General features: G+C 70.2%; 14 protein-coding genes. 5 read left to right on the top strand and 9 right to left on the bottom strand.

The features are described 5' to 3' along the window. Window positions 1–82 precede the first annotated feature (82 nt). Window positions 83–565 carry a hypothetical protein gene (locus A176_RS08995; RefSeq protein ID WP_044890621.1) on the bottom strand — a complete coding sequence of 161 codons (483 nt, stop codon included), beginning with the start codon at window positions 563–565 and terminating at the stop codon, window positions 83–85. Window positions 566–1034: 469 nt separating this feature from the next. Here A176_RS08995 and A176_RS08990 point away from each other — a divergent pair, with 469 nt between their 5' ends. Both A176_RS08990 and A176_RS08985 read left to right on the top strand, forming a co-directional pair. After that, on the top strand, window positions 1035–2582 hold the full coding sequence (locus A176_RS08990; RefSeq protein ID WP_044890622.1) for a sensor histidine kinase: 1548 nt from the start codon (window positions 1035–1037) through the stop codon (window positions 2580–2582). After that, on the top strand, window positions 2579–3910 hold the full coding sequence (locus A176_RS08985; RefSeq protein WP_002634199.1) for a M16 family metallopeptidase: 1332 nt from the start codon (window positions 2579–2581) through the stop codon (window positions 3908–3910). Before A176_RS08990 ends, A176_RS08985 begins: the two co-directional genes overlap by 4 nt. On the opposite strand, the gene A176_RS08980 is transcribed toward A176_RS08985, so the two are convergent. Continuing rightward, window positions 3891–5216: a tetratricopeptide repeat protein gene (locus A176_RS08980; protein ID WP_044890623.1), complete on the bottom strand. Its 1326-nt coding sequence runs from the start codon at window positions 5214–5216 to the stop codon at window positions 3891–3893. The genes A176_RS08985 and A176_RS08980 overlap by 20 nt on opposite strands. A 40-nt stretch (window positions 5217–5256) precedes the next feature. On the opposite strand from A176_RS08980, the gene A176_RS08975 reads away from it, so the two are divergent. After that, window positions 5257–5601: a hypothetical protein gene (locus A176_RS08975; protein WP_044890624.1), complete on the top strand. Its 345-nt coding sequence runs from the start codon at window positions 5257–5259 to the stop codon at window positions 5599–5601. A gap of 24 nt (window positions 5602–5625) precedes the next feature. Here A176_RS08975 and omp85 read toward each other — a convergent pair whose 3' ends face one another. From omp85 to A176_RS08940, 7 genes are all read right to left on the bottom strand, one after another. Continuing rightward, complete coding sequence (gene omp85 / locus A176_RS08970) at window positions 5626–6951, bottom strand: Omp85 family outer membrane protein (RefSeq protein WP_002634196.1); 1326 nt, start codon at window positions 6949–6951, stop codon at window positions 5626–5628. Window positions 6952–6969: 18 nt separating this feature from the next. Beyond that, the gene (locus A176_RS08965) at window positions 6970–8100 is read right to left on the bottom strand and encodes a DUF819 family protein (RefSeq protein WP_002634195.1); all 1131 of its coding nucleotides are present in this window, start codon (window positions 8098–8100) and stop codon (window positions 6970–6972) included. Beyond that, entirely contained in the window at window positions 8097–9416 is a 1320-nt protein-coding gene (locus tag A176_RS08960; RefSeq protein ID WP_226994256.1) for a pyridoxal phosphate-dependent decarboxylase family protein, read from the bottom strand. The genes A176_RS08965 and A176_RS08960 overlap by 4 nt, the downstream gene beginning before the upstream one ends. Before the next feature lie 45 nt (window positions 9417–9461). Beyond that, window positions 9462–10532, bottom strand: coding sequence for a TauD/TfdA family dioxygenase (locus A176_RS08955; protein WP_002634193.1), 1071 nt, complete (start codon window positions 10530–10532; stop codon window positions 9462–9464). Window positions 10533–10806: 274 nt separating this feature from the next. Beyond that, window positions 10807–11244: a DUF779 domain-containing protein gene (locus A176_RS08950; protein ID WP_002634191.1), complete on the bottom strand. Its 438-nt coding sequence runs from the start codon at window positions 11242–11244 to the stop codon at window positions 10807–10809. Next, the gene (gene exaC / locus A176_RS08945) at window positions 11244–12764 is read right to left on the bottom strand and encodes an acetaldehyde dehydrogenase ExaC (protein ID WP_002634190.1); all 1521 of its coding nucleotides are present in this window, start codon (window positions 12762–12764) and stop codon (window positions 11244–11246) included. Before exaC ends, A176_RS08950 begins: the two co-directional genes overlap by 1 nt. 190 nt (window positions 12765–12954) lie before the next feature. Beyond that, window positions 12955–15354 carry a sigma-54-dependent Fis family transcriptional regulator gene (locus A176_RS08940; RefSeq protein ID WP_002634189.1) on the bottom strand — a complete coding sequence of 800 codons (2400 nt, stop codon included), beginning with the start codon at window positions 15352–15354 and terminating at the stop codon, window positions 12955–12957. Between the two features lie 373 nt (window positions 15355–15727). Between A176_RS08940 and A176_RS08935 the strand changes: the two genes are divergently transcribed. After that, the gene (locus A176_RS08935; protein ID WP_002634188.1) at window positions 15728–17557 is read left to right on the top strand and encodes an OmpA family protein; all 1830 of its coding nucleotides are present in this window, start codon (window positions 15728–15730) and stop codon (window positions 17555–17557) included. Window positions 17558–17693: 136 nt separating this feature from the next. Continuing rightward, the gene (locus tag A176_RS08930; RefSeq protein WP_226994254.1) at window positions 17694–21671 is read left to right on the top strand and encodes a DUF4215 domain-containing protein; all 3978 of its coding nucleotides are present in this window, start codon (window positions 17694–17696) and stop codon (window positions 21669–21671) included. Window positions 21672–21696 lie beyond the last annotated feature (25 nt).

Here is a 21696-nt window from a genome sequence, read left to right as displayed (position 1 = left end):
CGCTCAGCGGATGAATGAAAACGGCCCGGCCCCTCATGCGAGGAGCCGGGCCGAGTGATTTTCAGGGACGAGGACGGCGCGCTCAGAACGGGATGCCGTTGCCGCCGCAGCCGCAGATGAAGCGGCTGGTCTGGCGGTACTCCGTGCACGACTGGCCCAGCGTGTTGGAGCAGACGCGGTACTGGTTGCTGGCCTGGTACTGCGTGCCGCGCGTGTACCACTCGCAGTCGTTCGGACGCTCGGGGTTGCAGACGCGCTGCTTGCAGGTGATGTCGTCGGGGTCGCACGCGCTGATGGCGCCGCAGTCCACGACAGCCGACCAGCCCGTACACGCACCGTACCCGGCGGCGACACAGGCGCCTTCCAGCGGGGTGCCGCACGCCGCCCGCAGCGACTGGAGCATCTCCGCGTCAGGCACCGGAATCGACGCCTGCAGCTTCGCCAACTCCTCCTGCGAGAGCGGGGACACCTGGGCCCCCTCATCGACGGACGCGGCCTCCATCGGCCCGCAGCCCACCATCAACACCGTCACGACCGCACCGACCCAACTCTTGAGATTCATCATGCTCCTCCTTTGAACAAGCTCGCGTTGATAGACGCATGGGCAGCGGACCCTTGACTCAAAAGACAAACGCCCCAGCGCCTTTCACAAACACTCCAAAAGTGCAGCGAAGCGCACCGCCGTTCCGCCCCGGCCCGCGAACGCCCAATCCCTACGCAATTCGCGAACAATGCCTGACAAGCCATCAATTCAAACTCGCACGACGCCAAGGCACGCCAAAGACTCGCACCCGCCCGTGCCTTCACGAGGCGACGTCCCACCGCGACCGGGTCCTGAACAGGTTCCGCATTCCACCGAAGCACGCCCGACCTGACAGGCGGTGGCGGCGGGGCCGCAGAGCCGTGTCCAAAGGGCCCCTCTGGAGTACGCTGGGCCCACCGGAGGTATCCCCTCCTCTCGGCGGCCCCCGAGCAGGCGTCCGCGCCCCCTGGAGACGAGACTTGCGGTTGGATGGCCCGCCCCATAGCGAGGAATGCCCGTGAAGCTCTCCCTCGCGACGCGCATCTTCCTGGGCTACGCCGTGGTGCTCGGCACCTTTGGCCTGGTGTCCCTGTTCAGCGTGACGGAGCTGCACCGCAACCGGCTCGAAATCCGGCTGGTCAGCCAGGGCTACCTCCAGCTCTCCCAGGACGCCGCGGAGCTGGAGACCTTCCACGCCACCCAGGAGAAGGACACCGAGCGCCTCCTCCAGGAAGGCAGCGTCGAGGCCCGCCGCGCCTTCATCCGGCTCGCCCGGCTCTACAACCCGCCCCTCATGTCCCAGCGGCTCGCCGCCGCCCAGGCCAAGGCCCATGAGGTGCTGAACTCCGCCCCCGACAGCGAGGTGCCCTTCATCCGCGGCCTGGAGACGCGCTTCGGCGAGCTCCAGGCCCGCTACCGCGACTACGGCCGCGCCGCCGAGGCCGTCTATGAAGCCCTGTCCGCCGAAATCCCCAACCGGGACAGGGTCGCCCAAGCCACCGCCGAGCTGCGGCAGTTAGAGAACTCCATCGGCCGCGAGATTCGCGTGCTGCGCGCCGCCCTCTCCAACCGCATCCGGGAACGCGTGGACGGCGCCGAGGAGCGCGAGCGCACCACCGGCCTGTTCATCATCGGCTTCTCCGTGGCCGCCATCGCCGTGGGCGTGGGCGCCACCGCCTGGTCCGCCCGCACCCTGCGCCCCATGCGCAACCTCATCAAGGGCGTGTCCCGCATTGGCCGGGGTGACTACAACGCCCAGTTGGGCGTGCGCGGCGACGACGAGGTGGCCGTGCTCGCCCGTGAGTTCGACCAGATGGCGCGCTCGCTCCAGGCCCGCGAGGCCCAGCTCAAGGCCCAGGCCGAGGCCCTCATGCGCGCCGAGCAGCTCGCCGCCGTGGGCCGCATCTCCGCGCAAATCGTCCACGAGGTGCGCAACCCCCTGTCCTCCATTGGCCTCAACGTGGAGCTGCTCCAGGACGGCCTGGAGCACGCCCGCTTCGCCACCCCCGAGGACGCCGCCGAGGTGAAGGACCTCATCTCCGCCGTCACCCAGGAAGTGGACCGACTGGCCGACGTCACCGAGCAGTACCTGCGCATGGCCCGGCCCCCCAACCCGGACCTGGACCCGCGCGACGTCGTCGCCGTGCTGGACACCGTGCTGGACTTCACCCGGGAAGAGCTGGAGCGCGCGGGCGTGGACGTGGTGCGGAATTTCGCACCGGACACTCCTCCCGTCCTCGCGGACGAGGGCCAGCTTCGCCAGGTCTTCCTCAACCTCCTGCGCAACAGCCGCGAGGCCATGCCCTCCGGGGGCCGGCTCACCGTCGGCACCCGTCCGCTGGAGGACGCGGTGGAGGTCACCGTGCAGGATACAGGACAGGGCATGACGGAGGAGGTCCGGCGGCACCTCTTCGAGCCCTTTTTCACCACCAAGGAAGGCGGCACGGGCCTGGGACTGGCCGTGAGTCAGCAAATCCTCCAGGCGCACGGCGGCTCGCTCGCCTGCCAGAGTATTCCCGGCCAGGGCACGGCCTTCGTGTTAAGGCTTCCTCGCGCATGAGCTTCACTACGTACCGGGACGTGCTGCCCTCGGGGCTGCGCGTCGTGACCGTCGAGACGCCCCACCTCCACACGGCCCTGCTGGCTGTCTACGTCCGGACGGGCAGCCGCCACGAGACGCTGGTCAGCAACGGCGTCAGCCACTACCTGGAGCACCTCTTCTTCCGCGGCAGCGAAGGCTGGCCGGACACGGTGAAGATGAACGCCGCCGTCGAGGAAGTCGGCGGCAACCTGAACGGCGTCACCACCCGGGACCACGGGTACTACTACACGCCCATCCACCCCGCGCACCTGCGCGTGGGCCTGGACATCATCGGCGACATGCTCACCCGCCCCCGCCTCACCGACATGGAGGTGGAGCGGCAGATCATCCTCGAGGAGATGCTCGACGAGGTGGATGAGAAGGGCCGGGACATCGACCTGGACAACCTGTCCAAGCACATCCTCTTCCCCGGCCACCCGCTGGCCTTGAAAATCGCCGGGACGCGGGAGTCGGTGACGAACCTCACCCACGACCAGATTCTGAAGCACTTCGTCCAGCACTACGTCGCCGGCAACATCGTCGTCACCGCCGCGGGCCGGGTGAAGCACTCCGAGGTCCTGGAGATGTCCGAGCGCGCCTTCGCCCGGCTCCCGAAGGGCCCGGCCAGCATCGAGGCGCCGCCGCCCCTCACCCCGCCCGGCCCCCGTCTCCACTTCGTCAACCACGACGAATCCCAGACGGAGTTCCGCCTCAACTTCCGCGGCGTCCCCGAGCAGCACGAGGACTACCCCGCGCTGCAAATCATCCGGCGCGTGCTGGATGACGGCCTGTCCTCGCGGCTGCCCTTCGAAATCGTGGAGAAGCGCGGCCTGGCCTACTCCGTCAGTGCGTCGCTGGACGCGTACCACGACGCGGGCCTGCTCGAGATTGAGGCGGCCAGCGCCCCGGAGAAGGCGGCGACGGTCGTCACCGAGTGCCTCCGCGTGATTGCCACGCTCTGCGACGACCTGGTGGGCGACGAGGAGCTGGCCCGCGCCAAGCGCCGGCACCGCATGCTGTTGGAGTTCTCCCAGGACTCGCCGGGCGAGCTGGCCGGGTGGTTCGGCGGCACGGAGCTGTTCCGCACGCCCGAGTCCTTCAACCACCGCGCCGACCTGGTGGACTCCCAGTCCGCCGCCCGCGTGCGCGAGGTGGCCCGGCGCTACCTCAACCGGGAGAACCTCACGGTGGTGGCGGTGGGCCAGCGCAAGGGCCTCAAGGCGCTGGAGCGCGTGGTGGCGGAAGCCCCGGGCCTTCCCGCGCCCGAGGCTCCCGCGCCGGCGGCCGTCAACGGCGGCCGCGGATGATGACCGGGCCCGAGGGCTTCTTCTTGGGCTTGGGCAACAGTCCGGTGAGCGTCTTCTGGGTGCGGAGGTAGTCCGCGTTCTCCGGCTCCCGCTTCAGGGCCTCTTCGATGAGCTTGAGGCCCTGCGTCACCTTCGTCTGCATCCGCGCGTAGAGCGCCGCGAGCTGGGCCTTCTCTTCCAGGGTGGCCTCGCTCAGGCCGAGCAGCCGCTCCAGTGACTCCTGGGCATCCGTGGCGCGGTCCGCCTTCAGGTGGATGCGCCACATCCGCGAGTGCACCGGAGCGAAGCGGGGCTCGGCGGACAGCGCGAACCGGTAGGCCTCCTCGGCGCCGCGGCGGTCACCCTGCTCTTCCAGGGAGCGGCCCCGCACGTACAGCGCGCGGGCGAGCCGGGGGTTGAGCTGGAGCGCCTGATCCACCAGCGCTTGCGCGTCCGTCCGCCGGCCCTGAAGCAGCACCGTCTCCGCCAGCCAGGCCAACGCGTCGGCGTTCTGCGGCTGGGCGTCCACCAGCTTGCGGAGGGCCTCCTCCGCGTCCTGGGGGCGGCTCAGCGCCAGGAGCACCCGCGCCCGCAGCGTCACGGCGTCGGAGCGCTCCCCTTCTTCGCCCTTCACGGCGTTCAGGTCGGCCTCGGCCAGGTCCGGAAAGCCGCTGACCAGGAAGTACCGAGCCCGCAGCAGCCGCGCGGACGCCAGCGACGGGTCCTGCGTGAGGAGCCGGTCCATGAGGTTGGCGGCGAGCAGCTCGTCGCCCTTGAGCCAGAGCACCTCGGCCTCCACGGACTTGGCCTCGGCGTCGTCGGGGTTCTCCCGAAGGATGCTCTCCAGCGTCTTGAAGGCGGCATCAATCTGCCCCTCGCGCGCCTGGAGCCGGGCCAGCCGGAGGACGTCCGCGTCCGGCAGGTTGCCCGCGTCTCGCATGGTGATGAGCGCCGCGAGCGCGTCCTTGGTGAGGCCCTGCTGAAGGTAGATGTCGGCCAACTGGCGCTGAATCGTCGGGTCTGTCGACGACGCCATCGACGCGGCCTGCTTCAGCGCGAGGATGGCCGCCCCCTGGTTTCCCGCCATGCGGTGCGCCTGCGCCATGAGCAGGTGCGGCTCTGGATTGTCGGGAGCGGCGGTGGCGGCTCTGCGCAGTGCGCCAAGCGCGGCACTGGCCTGGCCGCTGGACAGATGGCCACGGGCCTCTGTCAACGCGGCCTGGGCCCGTTTGGCTTGATTCTCCGCGGCAGCTACTTCCGGCTCCTTGCAAGCAAGCAGAGGGAGGAGCGCCAGGGTCCACGGTCTGATTCGAAAAAGACGATGCATCGCTGAGCGGCAGGGTACCGGATGTTATCCTCCTTCGTCGATGGACCCATTCGTTCGGCGCCTCGTGGAGAGGCTCCATGACCCCAGCCAGCCACTGTCCCGGAACCGGCACTTCCACACGTTCGACACCCCCGAGGGTCGAGCGGCGTTGAAGGTGGTCCGCCGCCTGCGCAGCCTGCAGAAGGACATCCTGGCGTGCCACGCCGAGGGCTATCGCGCGCGCATCTTCCGGCGGGCGAGTGGGAAGGGCGAGTGCCGCATCGAGCTGCTCATGGAGCGGCTCTCCGGCCGCCGCATGTCCCTGCTCCAGTCCGATGAGTTCGAGCTGCTCACCGCGTTGCCCGGCGTGCGTGACGCGCTGGAAGTGCTCGACGAAGCGGCCTAGCCCCGCCGAGCCCGGCGCCCCGGCTCAGAACAGATGGTTGAAGTCCAGGTAGAAGCCCGTCGTCCCGTCCTGGGGGCTGACGCCGTAGTCCATGCGGACGATGAAGTTCTTCTCCCAGGCGACCCGCAGTCCGCCGCCGCCGGCATAACGGCCCATGCCGCTGTCCTGGAAGGACAGGTCCGACCACGCCCGCCCCGCGTCCAGGAAGGCCACCGCCGTGAAGTCCAGGCGCTGCTTCCACGGCATCACGGAGAGGAACTGCCAGCGCACCTCGCCGTTGACCAGGGCCTTCACCTCGCCCTGGAGCCGGTGCTTCAGGATGCCCCGCGCGGTGAAGACGCCACCGACGCCGCCCCACCCGTCACGCCACTCCACGCCGCCGAACGAGCTGAGCAGGAAGAACGGCACATCGCCGCCCATCGCGTCGCCCATGATGCGCAACGCGGCCACCAGCCGCTCGCTCCCCAGCGGGTGATAGAAGCGGAAGTTCGCCGTCGCGCCCCAGTAGTTGAACGAGCTGCCCGTCGCGCCCGCCGCGCCGCGCACCGCCAGCTCATGAAACATGCCGCGAATGGGCGCGGGCTCGTTGTCCCGCATGTCCAACAACAGCCCGGCCGTCAGCTCCGCCGTGCGGAACGTCCCCGTCACGGGACCGCCGTCATTGAGCCGCCCCGCCTGGACGTCCTCCTCCAGCCGCGAGGCCCGTGACTGGCCCAGGTCGTCCGGGGCGTAGCGGGTGCCCACCCGCGTCGCGCGGAAGCGGTACCCCATGGCCACCTGCAAGGGCCCCTTCACCGGCCGGCGCGCGTTCAGCACCACGCTGGGCAACGTGCGCTGCTCGAAGTTGTAGTAGCGCAAGCCGCGGAAGGACGGGTTGCCGGGGCAGACGTCCGGGGCGTTTTCCAGGGCGCTCCGGTCGTCACACGCCGAGAAGTCCTGGTTGAACTCCGCCCCGCCGCCCACGCCGTAGTACGGGGAGAAGCGGTCGTTGAGCAGGCTCACGTCCAGACCGAGCCGCCATTGCGAGTCGAGGAACGTGGGCGCATCGAACATGAACCGGTGCACCGCGTTGCCGCGCGTCGTCTGGAAGAACTGCGCGATGATGGCGTGACGGTAGGGCGCCTGCGTTCCATCCCCCGCGTCCACCAGCATCAACCGCGCGCCATACCCCAGGCCCTCGTCGCTGTTGAAGTTGAGCAGCGGGAGCCCCTGGATGCGCCAGCCCGTCTTGGCCGGCGGCTGCACCGGGGGCCCGGGCGTGGGAGGAGGAAGCCCCTCTTGCGCCCGCGCGGTCACTCCACCCAACAGCACTGCCAGCACCACGGCCCACGTTGTCCGAATCGCGTACATGCCTGTCTCCGGGGCGTCTCAGGGACGTAGGAACCAGGCCACGGCCAGGCCGAGGTAGGTTCCCAGCGCGAACCCCATGATGCCGGTGGTGACACCAGACACCATCAGCTCCCGGTTGCGCAATGCACGGGCCACTGGACCGATGAAGGCGGGCCCGAAGATGGTCGCCGTGGACGTGATGAGCACCGTGTCCGCGTCGATGCGAAACAGCGCCCCCAGCCCGAAGTGGAGCACCACGGCCAGCACCATCACCGCAGCGCAGAAGGCGAAGACGAACACCCCCGCCGCCTGCAACCGGCTCGCATCCGCCAGGGTGCCCACCGCCACGCAGAAGACGAGCAGCGCATAGTCCCCCAGCGCGTAGCTGCCCGGCAACCCGCGGACCGCCGGCTGGAACGAGGCCGCCAGCGCCAATGTGGTGATGAGCAGCAGTACCAGCGTCACATCCAGCCGACCCAGAAGCCCTACCGAGGCGCCCGCGGACAGGCCCGCGATGGACACGGCCAACAGCAAGGCCAGGGCGCCGCCTCGCACCTGGGCCCAGGTGGGCCGGAGCGTGGTGCCCTCCCCCGGCGTGCCGTGCTCATCCCAGCCCGCCGTGTTCTGGAAGCGCGGCAGGAAGAGGAGCGCCAGCCGCTGCGCCACCGTCACCAGGAAGAGCAGGTACACCGCGCCCACGACGATGTCCGCCGTGTTGAGGAGCACGAAGGTCTCCTCGCGCACGCCCAGCGCCAGGCCCACCGCGTTCATGTTGGCGGTGCCGCCCGTGAAGACGCCCGTCAACATGCCCGCCATCTTCCACCACTCGTCCGAGTGCTCCGCGACGGCGTAGCCCACCACCACCGCGCTCACCATGGCGGAGACGCAGGCCAGCACGAAGGACAGCAGCGTGGAGCGCGCCAGCCGCATCCACCGGGGCACGTCCGTGGTGAAGAGCAGCAGCGGAATGGCCAGCGGCACGGCGGCCTCGCTCACCGAGAGGCTCACCCCCGGGACAAAGGGCACGCCGGGCAGGTTCGCCAGCACGATGCCCGCCGCGTAGCACACCACCACCGGCCCCACCCAGGCCACGGGCTTCACGTACCGCGCCGCCAGCAGGGTGAGGCCCGGGATGCCCACCAGGACCAGGACCTGGATGAGCGTCATCATTCGTAGATGGCGTCCATGAACTGGCGGATGAAGTCAGCCGCTTCACGGCGGTCCGGCATGGCGCCCAGCATGCCGTACATGGCCGCGCTGCCCTCGGGCGCGGGGGCGCCGCTGGCCAGACTGGCCGCGCACTCCCGCAGGTCCGCCAGGAAGGGCTCGGCCACCTTCGCGTGCGCGGGCGTCACCATCAGGTGCAACGCCGGGGGCCCCATCTGCCGGTCCAGCTTCCAGCCCCGGGCTTCCATCGCGTCGCCCAACGCGTAGATGTCCAACGTGTCGGAGGAGAAGGCGAAGACGCTGAGCTTCGGCTCGCCCAGCAGCTTCAGGCCCGGAACGGCGGCGATGCCCTCGCGCAGCGTGCGCGCGGTGTCCAGCACCGTGCCCGCGAGCTTCAGGTAGCCCTCCTCGCCCAGGTACTTGAGGATGGCCCACGCGGCGGCGATGGCCCCACCCGGCCGCGTGCCCGCCATGGACGGCGACGCATAGATGCCGCCGCACCAGTCCGCATAGGTGAAGAACTGATACCGGCGCAGCTCCGCCGACCGGTAGAGCACCAACGACGCGCCCTTGGCCGCATAGCCATACTTGTGAAGGTCCGCGGACATGCTGGTGACGCCCGGCACGGCGAAGTCGAACGGGGGCACGTCGTGGCCGAGCTTGCGGGCAAAGGGCAACAGGAAGCCGCCGAGACAGGCGTCCACGTGGAAGAGGACTCCCTTCTCCTGTGCCATGGCGGCCAGCTCGGTGATGGGGTCCACCACGCCGTGCGGATACGCGGGCGCCGAACCCACCACGAGCACGGTGTTCGGGCCCACCGCCGCGCGCATGGCGGCCACGTCCGCGCGGAAGTCCGCCGCGAGCGGGACATTGATGGGCTTCACGTCGAAGTAGTGCGCGGCCTTCTGGAAGGCCGGGTGGACAGAGGCCGGGAGCACCATCTCCGGCGCGGTGATGCCCTTCTCCGCGCGCGCGAAGTCACGGGCCGTCTTCACGGCCATGAGGATGGACTCGGTGCCACCCGACGTCATCGTGCCCGCGGCCGTCTCGCCCTGGAACAGCTCCGCGGCGATGGCGAGCACCTCGGACTCGAAGGTGCGCAGGCTGGGGAAGGCCAGCGGGCTCAGGCCGTTCTCCGACATGAACTCCGTATAGGCCTCCGCGAGCAACCGGCGGATGTCCTCGCCCGCGTTATAGACAAGACTCCACGTCCGCCCTTCCCTCCAGTTCGCGTCATCCGCGCGCAGCTCGCGCATCTTCGCGAGCACGTCCTGGTGGCTCATTCCCTGAGAGGTCAGACGGGGCGTCTTCGGCATCATGGCTCCTGTGATGGGGCCTGGAGCGGCCCGGGAAGAGAGAGTCGCCTACTCCGCGTCGAAGTACACCCCTCTCAACCACCGCGCCCCCGAGAATGCGGTCCGCGCATGCAGCATCCGCCAGTTGTCGTAGACGAGGAGGTCCCCCTCTCCGAGCCGGAAGCGGTACTGGTGATGCTCGTCGCGCACCAGCTTCGCGAAGCGGTTGTAGGCGCGGTACCACGCCTCCATCTCCGCGAAGGGCACGCGGTGCGGTGCCAGCGTGAAGTAGCTGTAGCGGATGCGAAAGCCCCCTGGCGCGGCGAAGTCCAGCAGTGGAGCGGTGAGCACCCTCTCGAAGTCCCGCTGCTTGCGATGGAACGTCACCGGCACCGTGCGCAGCAGGTCGAACGCGTGCGAGTCCACGTCCGCCAGATGCAGCGCGGCGGCGAGCCCATCCACCACGCTGTTCTCGCCGCCCACCTCCGCGGGCCGTTGGCAGTGCAGCAACTGGTAGCGCGGCGGCCGCTCCAGGAAGGGCTGGTCCGTGTGGAGCTGCACGGCGCTGTCCGTGTACCCCAACTGGTCCGTGTGGAGGTTCGTGGTGTTGTCGGTGCGCAAGTCCTCGATACGGCCGAAGTGCGTCTCGATGACGGAGAGACCTTCGCGGCCGAAGGCCTCGATGAGCGCCTCCGTGTCATTGCCAAAGCCACGCACCACGGCGGCGCCCGTGTCCTGGAGCCTTTGCAGCACCGCGCGACCCAGCGGCCCGTCGAGGCGCTTCGGGTCGACGGCCAGCGCGGAGACATCGGAAGGCGGCGCCGGAGCCGGGCTGCGTCCCATCGCATAGGCATGCGTCTGGAGCCACTGGCTGTCGTAACGGCTCACCTGCCCGTCCGCGCGGTCTCCCCAGTCGACCTCCAAGGCCGTCGCGTCCGAGGTGACACGCACGTCCCTGGGGCGCAGCTCGAAGGGGAGCTCGGAGGAACAGACGATGCGCTCGTGGGTCAGCGGGTGCCGGTCCAGCTCCGAGTTGTGGCGGAGCCAGAACCAGTGGAAGTCCGCGTGACGCGGGCCCGAGCCGGGATGGAAGTGGACGCGCACGAAGTCGGCGTGCGACTCGAGTCGGTGAATCGTCATGAAGGGACTCCGGACGGCAACGGACAAGGACGTGCGCACCGCGACTCAGGCGGGCGTCAGTGCTCGGGTGCTGGCTTCAGGCGGGCGGCGGCTCGACTAACAACACTCGCCGCGGCAACAGAGGCCGCAGGCGGTGGTCAGGAACCGGTCGCACGTAGAACGCATTGAGGGTGAGGCTACTGACTGTGCCGGGACGCGTCAATGTCAGGCACGGCCGCGTGAAACACACCGGGCCCGGCGCGCCGTCTGGCATGCCGGGCCCGTCTGTCGCTCGCTACTCCGGAGGTCCGCGCCGGGGTGGCGGTGCGTTCTTCATGCGTGCGTATTCGTCATCCGTGAAGATGCGGCTGCGGGTGAGGAAGCGCACGCCCAGCGGCGACTCCAGGCTGAAGCCCGCGCCCCGCCCCTTCACCACGTCCAGGGTGAGGTGCGTGTGCTGCCAAAGCTCGAACTGCGCACCGCCGATGTAGACGGGGCAGCCCTCCACGTCGCCGAGGAAGACGTCCCGCTGGCCCACGCGGAACTCCCCCACCGGGTAGCACATGGGCGCGCTGCCGTCGCAGCAGCCACCCGACTGATGGAACATCAGCGGTCCGTGCGTGGCGCGGAGCTGGCGGATGACGGCGGCGGCTTCGGGCGTCACGTCCACCCGGGCCACCCCCGCCGTCTCGGCCTGCCCGCCCGTGCCGGAGCCGGCACCGGCGCCGCTCATCAGAAGAAGCCCATGGCCTTGGGGCTGTAGCTGACGAGCAGGTTCTTCGTCTGCTGGTAGTGGTCCAGCATCTTCCGGTGGTTCTCACGCCCGATGCCCGACTGCTTGTAGCCGCCGAACGCCGCGTGCGCGGGATAGAGGTGGTAGCAGTTGGTCCACACGCGGCCCGCCTCGATGGAGCGCCCCGCCCGGTAGGCGGTGTTGCCGTCTCGCGTCCACACCCCGGCGCCCAGGCCATACAGCGTGTCGTTGGCCTGGCGAATGGCGTCGTCGAAGTCCTTGAACGTCGCCACGCTCACCACGGGACCGAAGATCTCCTCCTGGAAGACGCGCATCCGGTTGTGGCCCTGGAACACCGTGGGCGCCACGTAGTAGCCGCCCTTCAAGTCGCCGGCGAGCTCCACACGCTCACCGCCGATGAGGACCTTGGCGCCCTCCTTCTTGCCGATGTCGATGTAGCTGAGGATCTTCTCGAGCTGGTCGTTGGACGCCTGCGCGCCGACCTTGGTGTCAGTGTCCAGCGGGTTGCCCGGCTTCACCTTGCGGACGCGCTCCAGCGCGCGCTCGATGAACTGGCCGTAGATGCGCTCGCTGATGAGGGAGCGCGAGGGGCAGGTGCAGACCTCGCCCTGGTTGAGGGCGAACATGGCGAAGCCCTCCAACGACTTGTCCAGGAAGTCGTCGTCCTGCGCCATGATGTCTTCGAAGAAGATGTTGGGGCTCTTGCCGCCCAGCTCCAGCGTGACGGGGATGAGGTTCTCACTGGCGTACTGCATGATGAGCCGGCCCGTGCTCGTCTCACCGGTGAAGGCCACCTTCGCGATGCGAGGGCTGCTGGCCAGCGGCTTGCCCGCCTCGACGCCGAAGCCGTTGACGACGTTGAGCACGCCCTCCGGCAGCAGGTCCTGGATGAGCTCGGTCCACAGCAGGATGCTCGCGGGCGTCTGCTCCGCGGGCTTGAGAACCACGCAGTTGCCCGCGGCCAGCGCTGGCGCCAGCTTCCACGCCGCCATCAGCAGTGGGAAGTTCCAGGGGATGATCTGCCCCACGACGCCGAGCGGCTCGTGGAAGTGGTACGCGACAGTGTCGTGGTCCAGCTCGCTCACGCCGCCTTCCTGCGCGCGGATGCAGCCGGCGAAGTAACGGAAGTGGTCGATGGCCAGCGGGACGTCCGCGGCGAGCGTCTCGCGCACGGGCTTGCCGTTGTCCCACGTCTCCGCGACGGCGAGCATCTCCAGGTTCTGCTCCATCCGGTCGGCGATCTTGTTGAGGATGTTCGCCCGGACGGTGGGCGAGGTGCGTCCCCACGACAGCCGCGCCGCGTGGGCCGCATCCAACGCCTTCTCGATGTCCTCGGCCGTGGAGCGCGCCACTTCACAGAAGGGCTTGCCCGTCACGGGGCTGATGTTCTCGAAGTACTGCCCGCGCGCGGGCTCGACCCAGCGTCCTCCGATGAAGTTCTGATACCGGGGCTTGAACTGGACCTTGGAGCCGGACTGATTGGGGGCGGCGTAGATCACTGCGCTCTCCTTCGGTGAGTGGGGTGCTTGCGATGTGGACTCGGCACCTCCACAGCAGCACGCGTGCCACGGCCCGCTTCCGTCGACGGCGCGGCGCGTCGTGTCGCGCTCTGCGACACGTGTCCGAACCCGGGTGGTGCAGGGCGCGACACGTCCGTCGCAACGCGGACACCGTCAGGGAGTGAACGGTTCAACCACGCGAGGGCAGCACGAGCCCGAAGCGCTCCGCCATCCGGTAGAGCGTGCTCCGGGCGATGCCCAGCCGGCGGGCGGCCTGCGCCACGTTGCCACCACTGAGCGCCAGGGCTTCCTGGATGGCGTGCGCTTCCAGCTCACGGAGCGGACGGGCAGTCGGTCCGCTCTCGCCCCGTGGGATGGAGGGCGTTCCTTCCAGAGGGAACAGCGCGCCCGGGGCTCGCGACGCCGCGACGTGCGGCGAGGTCATGGAGACAGTGCCGAGGTTCGGCGGGAGCGCGTCCGCGTCCAGCAGCGGCGCTCCGCCAGCGCGAATCAGGGAGAGTCGCAGCACGGTCTTCAGTTCGCGCACGTTGCCGGGCCAGCGATGCGTGGCGAGGCGGGCCAGCGCGGTGGCGGTGAGGACGGGCGGCGGCAGTCCTTCTTCTTCCGCCAGTCGGGCCAGCAGTGCCTGGGCGAGCTCTGGAAGGTCGGTGCGCTCACGCAGCGGTGGCAGCCGCAGCACGGCACCCTGGAGCCGGAAGTAGAGGTCGGAACGGAAGGCGCCGCTGCGCACGGCGGCATCGAGGTCCCGGCAGGTGGCCCCCACCAAACGGAAGCGACTGCGGCGCACGCGGGACTCGCCCACGCGCGAGTAGCTGCCGTCCTCCAAGACGCGCAGCAGAAGGACCTGGAGCGCGGGCGGCATCTCCGCCAGTTCGTCCAGGAAGAGCGTCCCGCCATCCGCCGCCGCGAGCTTCCCATCCGCGCCGCCCATCCGCGCCCCGGTGAAGGCGCCGGGGGCATGACCGAACAGCTCACTCTCCAGCAGCGCCGGAGACAGCGCGCCGCAGTTCACCGCGACGAACGGGCCCGTGGCGACGGTGCTGGCAGCGTGAATGGCGCGAGCGAGCAACTCCTTGCCAGTGCCCGTCTCCGACAACAGCAGCACGGGCAGGCTCGTGGGAGAGAAGCGCTCCGCTTCTCGCAGCGTGGCGCGGTGCTGCGCGTCGTTGCCCGTGAGCGCTCGCCACGGCGCTTCCGATAGCGGCGTGGAGCGGGAGCGCGCGTCGTGACCTTGGGTGGGCGCACGACCCGGGCCGCTCGATGAAGAACCGTGTGCAACGTCGCGGCCCGGGACAAGCGAGGCCCAGGGTCCGATCAACGAGGGAGTCTTTCGATGCGGCGCCTCGCGCCCCTGTTGGAGCGGCGCCCATGGACCTTCGCCCTGACGCGGTGGCCGCTGCGAAGCAGCCGCGCCGAGCGATTCAGTCAGCGAAGGCGACGGACCACCTACGCCGAGCGCGTCATGCAGCAAAGGCGACGGAGCACCTGCGCCGAGCGCGTCGTACGGAGGACGCTGCGAAGCAGCCGCGCCAAGCGTATCCTCCCCACGCTCCACCAACGCGCCGACGGAAATCGCAGCCCCCGCGGTCCCCTGAGAAACCCTGGCGCCCAGCGGCTCCAACCGAACCAGCACCGCGAGCGCCGCGCCGCCCGTGCCCACCGCCTCCGCGTGGACGCGCCAGGTCGGCCCCGCCGACAGGACACGCGTCTCCAGGGCTGCCCCTCGCAGCGCCGCGTCCGCCAGCGCCCGCCACGAAACCCCGAGCGCCGCCTCCACTGACACGGCGCTCCGGCCACCGAGCAACACCCGCGCGGTGGCATTGAACCGGCTCACCTGCCCCGGCGACTCGACGATGAACACCGGGCCGTCCTCACGCGCCAGCCGCGACTCCAACCCGCCACGCGCCGCCGCGGCCACCCGGGCCCACGCCACTTCGCGCAGCCGGGACTCCGCCGCCTGGGCCACGCTCGCCACCGCCACCAGCACCAATGGGTCGGCCGCCCCCGCCGGGCCCGTGACGTCCAGCACGGCCACCAGCTCACCGAACGGGTCGTGGACCGGCGCCGCGTAACAGACGAGCCCATGGTGCCGCTGCGCGTAGTGCGCCGGGCCCACCACCGCGACCGCCGAGGCCTCCGCCAGCGCCGTCCCAATGGCATTCGTCCCGCGCGACGTCTCGTCCCAGCAGGCGCCCTCCACCAGACGCACGTAGTCCGCGTGGGACGTGAAATCCCCACCCGAGCTGCGGGTCGCCAGGATGACGCCTTCCCGGTCCGCGAGCACCGCCACCCGGCCCGCGGACAGGGGGGCCGCGGAGAGCATCTCCATCATCCCGCCCAGCTCGTGCCACACGGGCTCCAGCCGCGCGCGGCGCTCCACCAGCGCCAGACTCCCCACGCTGGGGCCTTCGTCCGGCTGCCCGGTGCTCGGGGCGCCCAGCGTCCGGGAACGCTGCCAGCGAGGGAGGATGGACCGCAGCTCCGGACGCAACCCCGCCTCCCCGTCGAGCGCGCCGACGAGGAACTGCTCCCAGAGGAGCGGTGAAGCGCTGAGCGTAAGCGTCCCCAAGGACCTTGAATCTTGGTGGAATCCTCGCGGGGACAACAACCGCCGAGCGCCTCAATGTTTCTGGCCAGACCTAGCGCAGCGCGTCACGGCCCAACCAGGTGGGTGCGGTCCCCACCTGTGCCGTCCACCCAAGCCCCCTGTCCTGACACGTCATTGACGCGTCCGAAGGAGGCGTCAGGGGTCGGCTGACACGTCAACCGCGCGCGTCCGAACCCAACCCACTTCACGGGTCCCTCTCACAGACGTCGCAGGTCCTGCTCGCAAAGGATGTGGCGCGTTGCGTGCAAAACACTGCGCGTCTCATGGTAGGCGGAACAACCCGCGTGCGCCCTGTTGGCGACACGTTGAGGGGGAGGAACCCTTGTCATCACACGTGTATCACCCCTGGCTCGGGGGGCTGGCGGTGCTGTGGGCCGTGACGGCCCAGGCTCAAACGCAGCGCATCCCCGGCATCGAGCTGGAACGACTGCAACTCAATCCCGGCGCGAAAGACAGCCTCGTGCTGTCCACCGGCGACCTCATGTCCCGCGGCGAGTACCGCCTCGGCATCACCGGCCACTATCAGAGTGAGCCCCTGGTGCTCGTCTCCGGTGGGGAGCAGCAAGGCGTCATCGTCTCCGACCGCATGACGGTCCACCTCAGTGGCGCCTATGCCATCACCGACTGGCTCGAGCTGGGCGCGCAGGTGCCCATCGTCGCCCAGTGGGGCCCGGACACCGGCGCCCTCGGCGTCACCACGCCGTCCACGAGCGCGCTGGGCACCCCCTGGCTCCAGGCTCGCGCGGGCCTCATGTCCGAGCAGCGCGGCGGCTTCATGGACCTGGGCGTGCACCTGGGCGCGGGCTTGCCCTTCGGCAGCTCGGACACGCTCACCCGAGACCAGGGCTTCACCTTCTCCCCGCGCGTGGGTCTGGGCAAGCAGCTCGGCGGCACGTGGCGCGTGGGCGCCGACGTGGGCGCGCTGGTGCGCACCAAGACGTACGCGTTGTCCCCCAACACGCAGCCCTTCCGCGATGAGCTGGGCACCGAGCTGAACGGCGGCATCAACGTGTCCGCCCAGCTCTTCGGCCTGCGCGAGGAGCTGGTGGTTCGCGGCACGCTCCCCGTCGCGGACGCCCCCCAGTCGATGGAGGTGCTGCTCGGCGTGCGCGTCCCCATGCCCGCCGGCACGGAGCTCTACGCCATGGGCGGCCCGGGCTTTGGCCAGACGCCGGGCACGCCGTCGTTCCGCGTGCTCGCCGGCCTCAACTTCGGGGTCCCCGCCTCCACGCCCAACGCCTGTGTCGATGGCCAGCCGCATGACCCGGCGCGCTGTCCGGACTTCGACCTGGACGGCGACGGCATCAAGAACGCGGCGGACCGCTGCCCCACCGAGGCCGGCCTGTCGGAGCTCTACGGCTGCCCGGACGGCGACGATGACGGTGACGGCATCGCCAACCTGGCGGACCGCTGCCCCCAGGAGGCGGAGAACTTCAACGGCTTCGAGGACCACGACGGCTGCCCGGATGACCCGGACACCGACGGCGACGGCATCGCCGACAGCCAGGACAAGTGCCCGGACCAGCCCGAGGACAAGGACGGCTTCCAGGACGAGGACGGCTGCCCCGACCCGGACAACGACAACGACGGCGTGCTCGACACGGCCGACCGCTGCCCCAACGAGGCGGGCCCGAAGGAGAACCGCGGCTGCCCGGACAAGGACACCGACGGTGACGGCATCGTCGACCGGCTGGACAACTGCCCCACCGAGCCCGGCCCGGCGAAGAACCACGGCTGCAAGGAGAAGCAGCTCGCGCAGATTGGCGAGAACCGCATCCAGCTCATCGAGGCCGTCTACTTCGAGAACAACAAGGACATCATCATCTCGCGCAGCAACAAGATGCTCGACACGGTCGCCAACATCCTCAACGCCCACCCGGAAGTGGAGAAGGTGCGCGTGGAGGGCCACACCGACAACCGTGGCAACCCCGACTACAACCTGGACCTGTCCCAGCGCCGTGCCGAAGCGGTCGTTCATTACCTGGTGAGCAAGGGCGTGGCCCGTGAGCGGCTGGAGGCCAAGGGCTTTGGCCCGGCGCAGCCCATCGCGGACAACGACACCACCGCGGGCCGCGCGAAGAACCGCCGTGTGGAGTTCAAGATGGTCGGAGACGCCGAGGGCGTCCAGACGCAGCAGGGCGAACCCTCCACCGACACCCACTGAGAAGCGAGGCAGACATCCCCATGAAAACGCATGTTTTCTTCAAGACGGCGGCGCTCTGTCTCGCGCTGCTCGGCACCCTGACGGGCTGTGAGTCGAATGGCTCACGTCCGTCCGCCGCTCCCCCGAGCCCGTGCTCGTGAGCCAGTCCGCATCCCTCGTGGGAGACGGCAAGCTCGAGCCCGGCGAAGAATGTGATGACGGCAACACCGTCAGCGGCGACGGCTGTTCCGCCACCGGCACCATCGAGGCCGGCTACCTCTGCCACGTGCCGGGGCGACCCTGCTCGCTGGCGAGCCTGTGCGGCAACGACGTCGTCGACTCCGGCGAGGCCTGCGACAGCAGCGCCCCCGGCTCCGACTGCACCGCGGACTGCGACCTGTCGCTGTGCGGCAACGGCGTGTTCGACAACCGCGCCCACCCGTCCTACGCGCAGGAAGTCTGCGATGACGGCAACCGCTTCGAGGGCGACGGCTGCAGCCGCCTGTGCGAAGTGGAGCCCGGCTTCGCCTGCGCCGGCAGCCCCAGCCGCTGCGTCCGGGCGGGCGTGACGGTCTTCAACACCGGCGTGGACGAGAACAACCGCCGCCTGGAGACGGGCGCGGACCCGCACTGGTTCTACAGCGACACCACGACGGGCGCCGCCACCGGCCCCCGCACGGCCAGCGACTGGCCGCAGGAAATCCAGACGGCCCGCTTCATGGCGGCGCCCCTGGGAGCGCCCGTCTGCGTGTACCAGGACTTCATGGTGCCCTCGACGACGAACGTCTCCCAGTTCCGTCTGCGGCTGGCCACCTTCAACGACAACTACTTCGAAAGCGCGCGGGTGAACGGACAGCCCTTCACCCCCACGGTCGTCAACGAGCCGCCGGGCCAGCCCTGGCAGAAGAACATCTTCCGCGAGTTCGGCACCAACGCCCCGTGGCGCGCGGGCCTCAACCGCATCGAGCTGTGCAACGAGAACGCGGCCACCGAACCCAACGCCTTCCGCTACCTGTTCGTGGACGCGTATGACGACCGCTGCGGCGACGGGCTCGTGTCCCTGCGCGAGGAGTGCGACGACGGCAACACCGACAACGGTGACGGCTGCTCCAGCACCTGCGGCATCGAGGCGGGCTACGGCTGCACCGGCCAGCCCAGCACCTGCGCCCAGACGTGTGGCAACGGCACGCTGAACCCCGGCGAGCAGTGCGACGACGGCAACACCACCGCGGGCGACGGCTGCAACGCGAGCTGCCGCGTGGAAGCCGGCTACGCTTGCCCCACCCCGGGCCAGGCCTGTGTCACGACGTGCGGCAACGGCACCATCGACCCCGGCGAGCAGTGCGACGACGGCAACGCCTACGACTCCGATGGCTGCTCCGCGGCGTGCCGCATCGAGCGCGGCTACGAGTGCCAGGGCGCCCCGTCCCAGTGCGCCCCGCTGTGCGGCAACGGCCGCCTGGACCCGGGTGAGCTGTGCGACGACGGAAACACCACCCTGGGCGATGGCTGCTCCAACGCCTGCACCCTGGAGCTGGGCTATGCCTGCCCCACCCCGGGCCAGGCCTGCGTGGCCACGTGCGGCAACGGCACCGTGGACCCGGGCGAGCAGTGCGATGACGGCAACCTGGACCCCTCGGACGGCTGCAGCACCGAGTGCCGCGTGGAAGAAGGTTACGCGTGCAGCACGCCTCCCGCCGGCCCGTCCGTCTGCGTCGCGAGCTGCGGCAACGGCGTGCTGGACCCGAACGAGACGTGCGACGACGGCAACGCCACCAGCGGTGACGGCTGCTCCTCCGGCTGCCGCGTGGAGAATGGCTACACGTGCAGCGGCGCCCCCAGCACCTGCGCCACCACCTGCGGTGACGGCACCCGCGCGGGCACCGAGGCGTGCGACGACGGCAACACCACCAACGGCGACGGCTGCTCCAACACCTGCACCGTGGAGCCGGGCTGGAGCTGCCCCGGCGCGGGCAACGTGTGCTTCAACACCTGCGGCAACGGCACGGTGGACAGCGGCGAGGCCTGCGACGACGGCAACACCACCAACGGTGACGGCTGCTCGGCGTCCTGCCGCGTGGAGAATGGCTACACGTGCAGCGGCGCCCCCAGCACCTGCGCCACCACCTGCGGCGACGGCGTCCGCGTCGGCGGCGAGGCGTGTGACGACGGCAACCTGGAGAACGGCGACGGCTGCTCCTCGCGCTGCCTCCTGGAGGACGGCCAGACGTGCAACGCGTCCGGCGTCTGCGAGAGCGGCGTCTGCAGCCCCGACACCAACACCTGTGTCACCCCCGGCGCCTGCGGCAACGGCACGCTGGAAGAGGGCGAGCACTGCGACGACGGCAACACCCTGGCGGGTGACGGCTGCTCGCCCGGCTGCGCCATCGAGAACGGCTACGGCTGCACGGGCACCCCGTCCGTCTGCGCCGTGACGTGTGGTGACGGCATCAAGGCGGACAGCGAGGCCTGCGACGACGGCAACACCATCAACGGTGACGGCTGCTCCGCCACCTGCCAGGTGGAGGGCGGCTTCGCGTGCCAGACGGCGGATACGCGGGTGTTCCTCAGCTTCCAGCGTCAGACGCACTGCACGCAGGTGACTGAAATCGACAGCCCCGAACTGCCCGCCAGCAACGTGCAGTCCGCGCTGGGCGTCCCGGGCCGCTACCGCATCCGCTATGTGTCGGGCGCCGCGAACTACGTGGGAGGCTCCAACTGGTGGTACCCGGGCATCTTCGGCGTCAACGCCAACCCGGGCACGCAGGTGCAGGCGTTCTCACTGGGCCGCACGCCCACCGGCTCCGCCACGCGGGCCGAGGCCATCGCGCTCGGTTTCCCGATGTCGCGTGACTTCACGGCGGCCACGGGCGATGTGCGCATCGCGCTGGTGGCCGCTGACTGCGCGCTCAGCTCCCACAACAGCGCGGTGACGTACCGCGTGGACGCGCTGTCCATCTGCCAGCGCGCCCCCGTCATCACCACGCCCACGCCGGGTGGCACCGCGGGCACGGACATCGAGGGCACGGCCACGCCGGGCGCCACGGTCAACGTGTACGTGGATGGTGCCCCCGCGCCCATCTGCACGGTCGTCGCCGATGCCTCGGGGAACTGGTCCTGCCCGCTGCCGGGTGACCTCGACGAAGGCCAGCACACGGCGGTCGTCACGGCCGACCTCCCGGGCGCGCCGCAGACCAGCACGTCGGTGGACTTCATCGTCGACACCGGGGCCCCCGCCGCGCCGGTCATCACCGGCCCCGCGCAGGGCGCCGTCGTGGACACCCAGACGCCGGTGCTGAGCGGCACGGCCACGCCGGGCGACCTGGTGACGGTGTACGAGGGCGGCACGGTCCTCTGCACCGCCACGGCCAATGCGTCGGGCCAGTGGAGCTGCACGCCCACCACGCCCCTGGCCGAGGGCCCGCACACGGTGACGGCCACCGGCACGCCGCCGGGCGGCAGCCCCAGCCCCACCTCCGCGCCCGTCACCTTCACGGTCGACCTGGGTGGGACGGTGACGGCGCCGCCGGTCATCACCGGTCCTCCCAACGGCACGGTGACGAACAACCCGACGCCGCCCATCAGCGGCACGTCGGCGCCGGGCACGGTGGTGACGGTGTACTCGGGCGACACGGCGGTGTGCACCACCACCACGAACGACGTGGGCCAGTGGACCTGCACGCCGTCCCAGCCGCTCCCCGACGGACCGCACACGCTGACGGCGACCGCCACCGCGGGCTCGGGGCCCGCCAGCGCGCCCTCCGCGCCCAGCGAGCTCATCATCGACACGCGGGAGCCGGACACGTTCATCCCCCGCACGCCGCCCGCGCGCAGCGAGAGCCGGACGGCCGCGTTCGAGTACGGCTCCACCGAGGACGGCGTCACCTACGAGTGCAGTCTCGACGGGGGCCCCTTCCAGCCCTGCCGTGACAGCTATGACGTCGGCGAGGGTCAGCACACCCTGCGCGTCCGGGCCACGGACCGGGCGGGCAACGTGGACTCCACGCCCGCGGTCTACACGTGGCGGGTGGAGCTCACGCGAGCCTTCGCGGGTGGCGGCTGCAGCGCGGCGCCTGGCCTGTCCTGGCTGCCGTTGCTGAGCCTGCTCGCCCTGCGTCGGCGCAAGCGCGACTAAGGGCCCTCCGCTACGACTTTCCGCC

The organism is Myxococcus hansupus (genome assembly GCF_000280925.3).
GTDB classification, from domain to species: domain Bacteria; phylum Myxococcota; class Myxococcia; order Myxococcales; family Myxococcaceae; genus Myxococcus; species Myxococcus hansupus.
The sequence above is the reverse complement of the archived record's forward strand: the minus strand, read 5'-3'. Positions and strand labels throughout refer to the sequence as shown.